The organism is Arthrobacter humicola (assembly GCF_039531445.1).
Taxonomy (GTDB): domain Bacteria; phylum Actinomycetota; class Actinomycetes; order Actinomycetales; family Micrococcaceae; genus Arthrobacter; species Arthrobacter humicola.
In genome coordinates this window covers 1-7418 of sequence record NZ_BAAAQB010000015.1, presented here as the reverse complement: position 1 = coordinate 7418, position 7418 = coordinate 1, and the positions used below count along the sequence as shown (strand labels likewise).

Here is a 7418-nt window from a genome sequence, read left to right as displayed (position 1 = left end):
TCAGGCAGCAAAGCGAAGGCCCCCGCTGCCCTGGATTTTCCAGGGCAGCGGGGGCCTTTGGCGTTTAGCCGCGGTGGACTAGCTGCCCTGCCGGCGTGCAGGCAACGGGGCGGGCCGGACACGGCGGTAGCCCTCGCGCAGCGGGGGACGGTCCGTGGGCAGTTCCTGGATCATTTCCTTCAACGCCCCGATGCCGTATTCCAGCTGCGGGTCAGTGCCGGCGGCGTAGGCGTGCGGCGGGAAGGTCACTTCGATGTCCGGGGTGACGCCGAAGTTCTCCACGCCCCAGCCGACGCCGCCGGCGAACCAGGTGGCGTAGCGCGGCTGGGTCACGCCCGTGCCGTCGGCCAGCGCGAAGCGGTTGTCGATTCCGACGACGCCGCCCCACGTGCGGGTGCCAATGACGGGTCCGATCCCCCGCAGCTTGGAGACCTGGGTGATGATGTCGCCGTCGGATCCGGCGAACTCGTCCGTCAGGATGATGACCGGTCCGCGCGGTGCGTGGTGCGGGTAGGTCCGCGGTTTCTCCCCGCGCGGCATGCTCCAGCCGGTGACCTTGCGTCCGATGAGTTCGGCCACGAGCTGGGAGGTGTGGCCGCCGCGGTTGCGGCGGACATCGACGATCAGCCCGTCGAGGGCGGTTTCGGTGTCGAGGTCGCGATGCAGCTGGGCCCAGCCATTGGCCATCATGTCCGGGATGTGGAGGTAGCCGAACGTTCCGTTGGAGGCTTCGCGGACGGTCCGCCGGTTGCCGGCGACCCATTCCTGGTACCGCAGGCGTTCCTCGTCCTTGACCGGGACCACGGCCACGCGGCGCTGGCCGCCCGCGGCTTCGCCGTGGCCGGCACCGTTGCGCAGGGTGAGTTCGACGGCACGGCCGGCCGCGCCGACGAGCTGCATGGCCGGGGTCAGCGATTCGGTGAGTACGACGCCGTCGATCGCCAGCAGGACGTCGCCGGGCTTGACGTCGGCGCCGGGCCGGGTGAGCGGAGAAGTAGCGAGCGGATCCGAGGACTCCCCCGCCAGGATGCGGGTGATTTCCCAGCCCTCGCCGGTGAACTCAAGGTCCGCGCCGAGCCGGCCCTGGGGGCTGCTGCCGTTCTCGGCGACAGCCATCGGGCGGACATAGGCGTGGGACGTGCCCAGTTCGCCGTGCAGCTCCCACAACAGGTCCACGAGGTCATCGTGCGAGCCGAGACGCTCCACCACGGGACGGTAGCGGGCGTGGATGGATTCCCAATCCTGGCCGGCCATGTCTTCGGTCCAGAAGAAGTCGCGCTGGAGCCGCCATGCCTCGTCGAAGGCCTGGCCCCACACGCTGAGCGGGTCCATCTGCACGCGGATGCGCCCGAGGTCCACCTTGACGAGCTGGCCGGACTCCTCGTCGGCCTTGGCGCCCGCGGGAGCGACCCGGATCTGTTTGTCCTGGATGAACACGATCTTTTCCCCGTCGCCGGAGATCCGGTAGCTGTCCAGTGCCTCCACGAGGGTGGAGGTGCGTCGCTTGGCGAGGTCGTAGCGGACCAGGCTGGGTGCGGCGCCCTTGTCCTCAAGGCTGGCCCGGCCTTCGCCCGTGGTGCCGGAGAGTTCATTGTCCAGCCAGAGCAGGGCGCCGGAAGCGGCGGTCAGTGTGGAGTAGTTGCCTTGCGGCACGGGGACACCGATGACGCGGTGGGCCAGGCCTTCGGCGTCGACCCGCACGGCCGGCACCTGCTTCGCTGCGGGCGACGCCGCAGGTCCGGCACCGGTCACCGCGGCACCGTCCGCGTCTGCGTCCGTGTCCGCATCGATCTGCAGGTCGACGCTCGGGCCGAACGGGGACGGGGTGTCCGCGGCGAGGGCCACAAGGTAGGGCTTGATCGGGCTCGGGAAGGACAGATCGAAGGAGTGTCCGTCGTAGACCGGATCGAAGCTGCGGTTGGAAAGGAAGGCGAGGTATTTGCCGTCCGGGGTGAACGACGGCGATTCGTCGCGGAACCGGCCGTCGGTGACGTCAATGATCGCAGTCTGCGTGCCGCCGTCGGTCCTGGCGATCCGGAGCCGGCTGCGGGATCCGAAGGACGTGACCGGCTCGGACCAGCCGAGCCAGGCGGAGTCCGGGGACCAGGTGAATCCTTCGATGCTGCCCTCCCCGATGCTGCTGAGCAGGGACATGGTGCGCGTGCGCGTATCGGCAAGGTAGATGTCACCGAAGGCGGTGCCCACGGCGAGCCAGCGCCCGTCGGGGCTGGCTTCGATAGCGCTGGCCCGGCTGGGCTTGGGGAAGTCGATCCGCGTGAGACCGCCGGATGTCGGCGTCTCGGTCCCGGCGGTGCCAGATGTGCCGGTGCCGGATGCGTGAGTCGCGGCGGCCGCGGCGGGGCTGGACACAGAGCCGACTGCCACCGCTGGCGTGGTTCCCGTGCCCGTCAGCGCGGCCGCGGACACCGGCTTCGGCAGCGGGATGCCGGACCCGGATTCTTCAGACTGGACTGACTGAGGAGGCTGCGGCGCCTTCGGGGCCGCAGCGAGTCCGCCGGGCAGGGGCGCCGCGATGGACTTGAGGTACAGGGCCTCGACGCCGTCGTGGTCGGCGACATAGGCGATCCGGCCCTCGCCGAAGGGCCGGGGAAGCCGTGCCCGGACGCCCGGGGTGGCCTCAAGGACGCGGGAGGGGCCGTCCTTGTGCCGCAGCCAGTGGAGGGTTCCGTGGGATTCGACGGCGCTGGAGGCGCCGGTGCGGTCCGGAATGACGTCGCCGAGGTGCCGTGAGGGCTTCAGCGGGGCGGGACGGCGGGCTTGCGAGGCGGAGCCCAGCGAAATGTCGAGTTTGACCGCCTCCGCGTCCAGGCTCGGCAGCAGCCAGAGTTCCCCGGCAGATTCGAAAATGACGCGTTCGCCGTCGGTGGAGGCGTGGCGCACGTAGAAGTCCTCGTGGTCCGTATGGCGCCGCAGGTCACTGCCGTTGGGAAGTACTGAATAGAGGTTTCCGTAGCCCTCGTGGTCGGACAGGAAGGCGATCCGGCCCTTGACCCACAGGGGGTCTGTGAGATTGCCGTCCAGCCCGGCGGCGAGCCGCTCGAATTCGCCGTTTCCGTCGGCGTCGATCCACAGCTTGCCCGCGGCGCCGCCACGGTAGCGCTTCCACCATGCCGGCTCACGCGACAACACGCTGGCAAGCACCACGGGACGTTCGTCGCCGACGACGGGGCCGAATGCCACCGATTCCACCGGGCCGAACGGAAGTTCATCCGCCCAGCCGCCTGCGACGGGGAGGCTGTAGGCATGGGTGTGGCGGCTGTCGGACTGGCGGAACGCGCTGGTGACCAGGACGTCGCCGTCGGGCGTGAAGCCCTTGACCCGGGTGGAGCTGTGGCCGAAGTAACTCAGCTGGCGGTAGCCGCCGCCGTCGACGTCGGCAATGACGACTTCCGGGGCAGTCCCCTGGACGACAGTCCACACCAGGCGCTTGCCGTCGGGGCTGAAACGGGGGTTGCGGGCCGGCAATTGCAGGGAGGAGACGCGCCAGGCACGGCCCCCGCCCACGGGTGCAATCCAGACGTCGTCCTCGGCCACGAAGGTGACCAGATCGCCGTGGAGATGCGGGAAACGGAAGTAACTCGAGGGGGTCATCGTTCGATCATAGCTACAACGGCCCGTACGGCCCGGAAGGTTTCGCCGCCGTGCCGGGCGTGGTGAGATGGATCATGCGAATCCTTGTTGCCGGAGCCTCCGGGCTGATCGGAACCGCCCTTTCCAACGCACTGCGCAGCGAAGGGCACGACGTCGTCGCCCTGGTCAGGCGTCCCCCCACCTCGCCGGCCGAGTTCCAGTGGGATCCGGCCGCCGGCCGGATCGATGACACCGCGTTGAAGGGCGCGGACGCGGTGGTCAACCTCTCCGGCGCCGGTATAGGCGACCGGCCCTGGACGCGGGCACGGATTGAGGAGCTTCGCAGCTCCCGGTTGGGCGCGACGCAAACTTTGACGACGGCGATGGCCCGGCAGGACAAGCCTCCGGCAGTCTTCCTCAGCCAGTCGGCATCCGGCTACTACGGCAACGCAGGGTCCGTGGTGCTGCGCGAGACCGCGCCTGCCGGCACGGGCACGCTCGCGCGGATCTGCGTCGACTGGGAGGCCGCGGCACATGAGGCTCCCCCGGGCATCCGCGTGGTCACGCCCCGAACCGGCGTCGTCCTCAGCCGCTCCGGGGGCGCGCTGGGCCGGCTCATGCCGCTGCTGCGCCTCGGCGTCGGTGGCCCGCTCGGCAACGGCAGGCAGTACTGGCCGTGGGTGACCTTGCCGGACGTGGCGGGCGCCCTGTCCTTCCTGCTCACATCCCCGGTGTCCGGACCGGTGAACGTCAGCGCCCCCGAAACCGCCGATGTGAACTCCCTGATCTCGCAACTGGCGGAGGCGCTGCACCGCCCTGCGGTGCTGCGGGTTCCCGCCCCGGTGCTGCGGCTGGTGATGGGCCAGCTGGCCGAGGAATTGCTGCTGGCGAGCCAGCGGCTGGAACCGGCTGTCCTGGCCGGGAACGGCTTCGAATGGCAGCACCCCTCACTCGCCAAGGCCACGGCGTGGGTGGCCGGCCGGGACTGACCTCAACCCTGCCGGCCGGACACGGCTCATCGGACGGAGCTAACCGGAGGCAGCAGGCCTCCTCCGGTTAGCCGGCGTCAGGATCCCCGGGGAGGATCTCGGCAATCCGCCAGCGTCCGTCGACCGGCACGAGGACAAGCTCAAGCTGCTGTGCGGCGGCGGGGGGAACCTGTCCCACCACGTTCCCGCCGCCGTCAAGCTCCTTGTACCCGGAGGACTCCGTCGTGATTGCCACCACGGCCCGGTCGGGGCTGCTGTCCGCGGCCGTTTCGATCCTGGTCAAGGCGGTCGAGAATCCGGCGAGGACATTGCCGGCCGCGCTGAGCTGCGTCCTGATCCTCTCGTCGGCAACAGCGGCGGCCGACGCCGGAGCATTGACGGCGTCGAGCAGGCCGAAGTCCCCGGAGGTGAACGCGAGCGAGCGGAGCCGGGCGAGACCGCGGACGGCCTCTGCGGGGTCCGTCGAGGCCAGCAGTGCCTCCAGATCCGGGCGTACAGGGCTTTCCCCGCCGCCGGCCGTCGGCGTCTCGTCTGCCGGGCCGGGCGACGGCTCAGCCGCCGTCCCTGCAGCGCCGGTAGGTTCCGCCGGCACCGGCGAGCCGGGGCCCGCACCGCCGTCGGCCCCGAGCGCGGAAAATAGTCCAGCGACGGCGTCGCGTGCCGGCGCACCGCCGGCCAGCAGCCACGTGCCGGCCAGCAGAACGAGAGCCACGAGACTGAGCGAAACCGCCCGTCGTGCGGGGGTCCTTCGGAAGCCTCGGTGGGCTCCGGCCGCCCCGGTGGCGCCCGGGCGCCGCCACGGACCGGGCGTTCCAGAGCGGGACCGCCATGACTGTTCCGGTGCTGAACCCGGCTGCTTCCTGCGCAGGAAGCCCCCGGCGGGTGCCAACCCGCGCCCGTGCCGCCGGAGCTTCCCCGGCCGGCGCCTGCGCGGCCCGGGCTGCACGTCCCGACGGGTGAGCAATTGTGGAATGACCGTCGGATGGACGGTGATAGAGAGGTCCACAGGCTCTGCCGTGCTGCTGCGGTAGACCGCGGCGGCCAGGTCTGCGGCCGAGGGACGCTGCCTCCGGTCCTCGTTGAGTCCGGCTTCGAGGGCTGCCACCAACGCGGCCGGAACCTCAGGGACGAAGAGGCGGAGGGGCGGCCGCTGCGCACCGGGTTCTGGAGCCCGTCCGGTCAGGCAGTACCAGCCCAGGGCCGCGAGCGAGTAAACGTCCCGTTCCGGCTGAAGGCCGGCCCGCACCGCGTCCGCCGGGGCCGGATCACGGAATCCATCGGTGCCGACTTCCACGGTCGAGGTGGCGTCGGCCACCATTCGTGCGACCCCCAGATCGGCGAGCAGGGGTTTGCCGGAGGCGGTGAACAGCACGTTGCCGGGGGCCACATCGCCATGGGTGAACCCTTGGCCGTGAAGGTACGCCAGGGCCTGAGCGATCGGCGTCAGGACTGTCACCGTCTCGCCGGGCCCCAGGCGTCCCCGGCCCGCGACGAGCGCCGCCAGCGAGCCGCCGGGAGCGTAGTCGAGCGCCAGCCCGAGGCCGCCCTCTCCCGCCTCATGAGGCCGCCGCAGGCGAACCACTGCGTGGGCGCGGACCAAGTGGTCATGCTCCAGTGCGGACAGGATACGGACTTCACGCCGGATCGCCGCTTCCGTTTCCGCGTCCTCCGCCGCGGTGCCGGCGCCGGTGTCAAAGCATTTGAGGGCGAAGTCGCGGCGGGTGGACTGTTCGGTCACGAGCCAGACCGTAGCGCTGCCGCCGACGCCCAGGCAACGGCCGACGTCGTAGCCTCTCACTATGGGGGCCGGACTTCCGGCCATTGCGGAATCTTCCATACCCAAGGAATAGCCGATCCGGCGGAATGCCGCAGAAGTTATCCACAGGCATGAGAGCTTAAGCACACAATCGGGAACGGCGCCGGGCGGGGTCTAAGCTTGATGCCATGACTCTTGAGTTCAACCAGCTGGGTCTCGCCCCGGACTTCATCGATTACACCCGCGGCTGGGAGATCCAGCGCGAACTGCACGAAAAAGTCCTCGCCGGCACCGCTCCCAGCACCGTACTGCTGCTCGAACACTCGGCCGTTTATACCGCCGGCAAGCGCACCGAAGACCATGAACGGCCCTTTGACGGGACTCCCGTTGTGGCGGTGGACCGCGGCGGCAAGCTTACTTGGCATGGCCCGGGCCAGCTGGTGGGCTACCCGATCATCAAGCTGAAGAACAAGGCCGGCATCCGCGACTACGTGGAGCGCTTGGAAGCGGTGATCATTGCAGTCCTGGCGGACTACGGCATCGAGGCCGTTCGCATCAAGGGCCGCGCCGGTGTCTGGATCGAGCAGGACGCGAAGGGCCCGGACCGCAAAATCGCAGCCATCGGCATCCGCGTCTCCGAGGGCGTCACCATGCACGGCTTCGCGATCAACTGCAATAACGATCTCGCGCCCTACGGCCAGATCATCGCCTGTGGCATCACCGACGCCGGAGTCACCACGATCGCCCAGGAAACCGGCAGGGACGTCACCCCGGCGGACCTCGTGTCGCGGATCATCGAAGAACTGCGCAACAATGAAGAAGCCCTAGTTGCAACCCCAGAAGGAGCTCTACTGTGACACTGGCACCAGAAGGCCGGAAGATGCTGCGCATTGAGCAGCGCAATGCGGCCACACCGGTGGAGCGTAAGCCGGAATGGATCAAGGCCAAGGTCCAGATGGGCCCCGAGTTCGTCCAGCTCAAAAACCTCGTCAAGAAGGAAGGCCTCCACACGGTGTGTGAAGAGGCCGGCTGCCCCAACATCTTCGAATGCTGGGAAGACAAGGAAGCCACCTTCCTGATCG

The 7418-nt window shown here is 69.4% G+C and carries 4 protein-coding genes and 1 pseudogene; 3 read left to right on the top strand and 2 right to left on the bottom strand.

Going from position 1 to position 7418, the window contains the following annotated elements; translation table 11 throughout:
* Positions 1-78: 78 nt before the first annotated feature.
* Positions 79-3612, bottom strand: coding sequence for a S41 family peptidase (locus ABD243_RS06325; RefSeq protein WP_344363380.1), 3534 nt, complete (start codon positions 3610-3612; stop codon positions 79-81).
* A 74-nt stretch (positions 3613-3686) separates the two neighbouring features.
* On the opposite strand from ABD243_RS06325, the gene ABD243_RS06320 reads away from it, so the two are divergent.
* On the top strand, positions 3687-4580 hold the full coding sequence (locus ABD243_RS06320; protein ID WP_344363378.1) for a TIGR01777 family oxidoreductase: 894 nt from the start codon (positions 3687-3689) through the stop codon (positions 4578-4580).
* 67 nt (positions 4581-4647) lie between these two features.
* Here the strand turns inward: ABD243_RS06320 and ABD243_RS06315 are convergent, their stop codons facing one another.
* Positions 4648-6402: a serine/threonine protein kinase gene (locus ABD243_RS06315; RefSeq protein WP_344363422.1), complete on the bottom strand. Its 1755-nt coding sequence runs from the start codon at positions 6400-6402 to the stop codon at positions 4648-4650.
* Positions 6403-6524: 122 nt separating this feature from the next.
* Between ABD243_RS06315 and lipB the strand changes: the two genes are divergently transcribed.
* Together lipB and ABD243_RS06305 are read left to right on the top strand one after the other, a co-directional pair.
* Entirely contained in the window at positions 6525-7193 is a 669-nt protein-coding gene (lipB, locus tag ABD243_RS06310; protein ID WP_344363375.1) for a lipoyl(octanoyl) transferase LipB, read from the top strand.
* A pseudogene (locus tag ABD243_RS06305) lies at positions 7190-7418 on the top strand (lipoyl synthase); the annotation flags it as partial. The gene lipB and the pseudogene ABD243_RS06305, both read left to right, overlap by 4 nt.